Here is a 739-nt window from a genome sequence, read left to right as displayed (position 1 = left end):
CGCGTCCACAAAGTCCCTAGACTCCGAGTCCAAAAAGTAGCTGGACTCCAAGTCCAAAAACCTCATGGACATAACATCTCTAGGTTTCCGAGCGTGTCAAGTTGTTTGTGTGTGGGGCTAGGTTTATAGGTATTTGTCGAAGCGGGCGGGAAAGGCTACGGCCATCTGGTTGATGGCTTGTTTCCAGCCGGAAACTCGGGCTCCTTCCATGAGTCTGCCGGCTGTTCTTGAGACTCGTTTGCCCTGCTTGGCTCTCTTTACAGCTCGTTTGTCTTCGATGTTGCAGATCATCAACCACAGCGTCTTGAGCGCGGATTCATCGTTGGTGAACTGCACCCTGTTGCGAGTAGCTTTACGCAATTGGTTGTTAAACGACTCAATGGAGTTCGTCGTATAGATGACCTTCCTGGCTGCTGGTGGGAACTGCAGAAACGGTACGAAACGCGCCCACGCATCACGCCAGACCTTGACTGAGCGGGGATATTTCTCACCCAGCTCGGAGGCTTCAAATTCGTCTAAAGCAACCTGTGCTGTGGGCTCGTCCGTGGCAGTGTAAATCTTTTTCAACGCGGCTGATACGCCCCGGCGATCCCCGTAGGCTACCCACCGGTTAGCGGCGCGAATCAGGTGCACGATACAGGTTTGCACCATAGAGTTCGGCCAGGGACCTGACCCCCAGATGGTGGACACCTTGAAACCAGCATCTCGCTGGGGAAGTGAGGTACCTTTCCACCATGCC

At 54.0% G+C, this 739-nt stretch carries 1 protein-coding gene; it reads right to left on the bottom strand.

Annotated features, from left to right (window positions below):
• Positions 1-123 precede the first annotated feature (123 nt).
• Positions 124-739, bottom strand: a 616-nt coding sequence (locus ABRP86_RS11525; protein ID WP_349864475.1) for a transposase, incomplete at its 5' end; no start/stop codon positions are given.

It is taken from the genome of Corynebacterium sp. KPL3927, from assembly GCF_040225835.1.
Taxonomy (GTDB): domain Bacteria; phylum Actinomycetota; class Actinomycetes; order Mycobacteriales; family Mycobacteriaceae; genus Corynebacterium.
The sequence above is the reverse complement of the archived record's forward strand: the minus strand, read 5'-3'. Positions and strand labels throughout refer to the sequence as shown.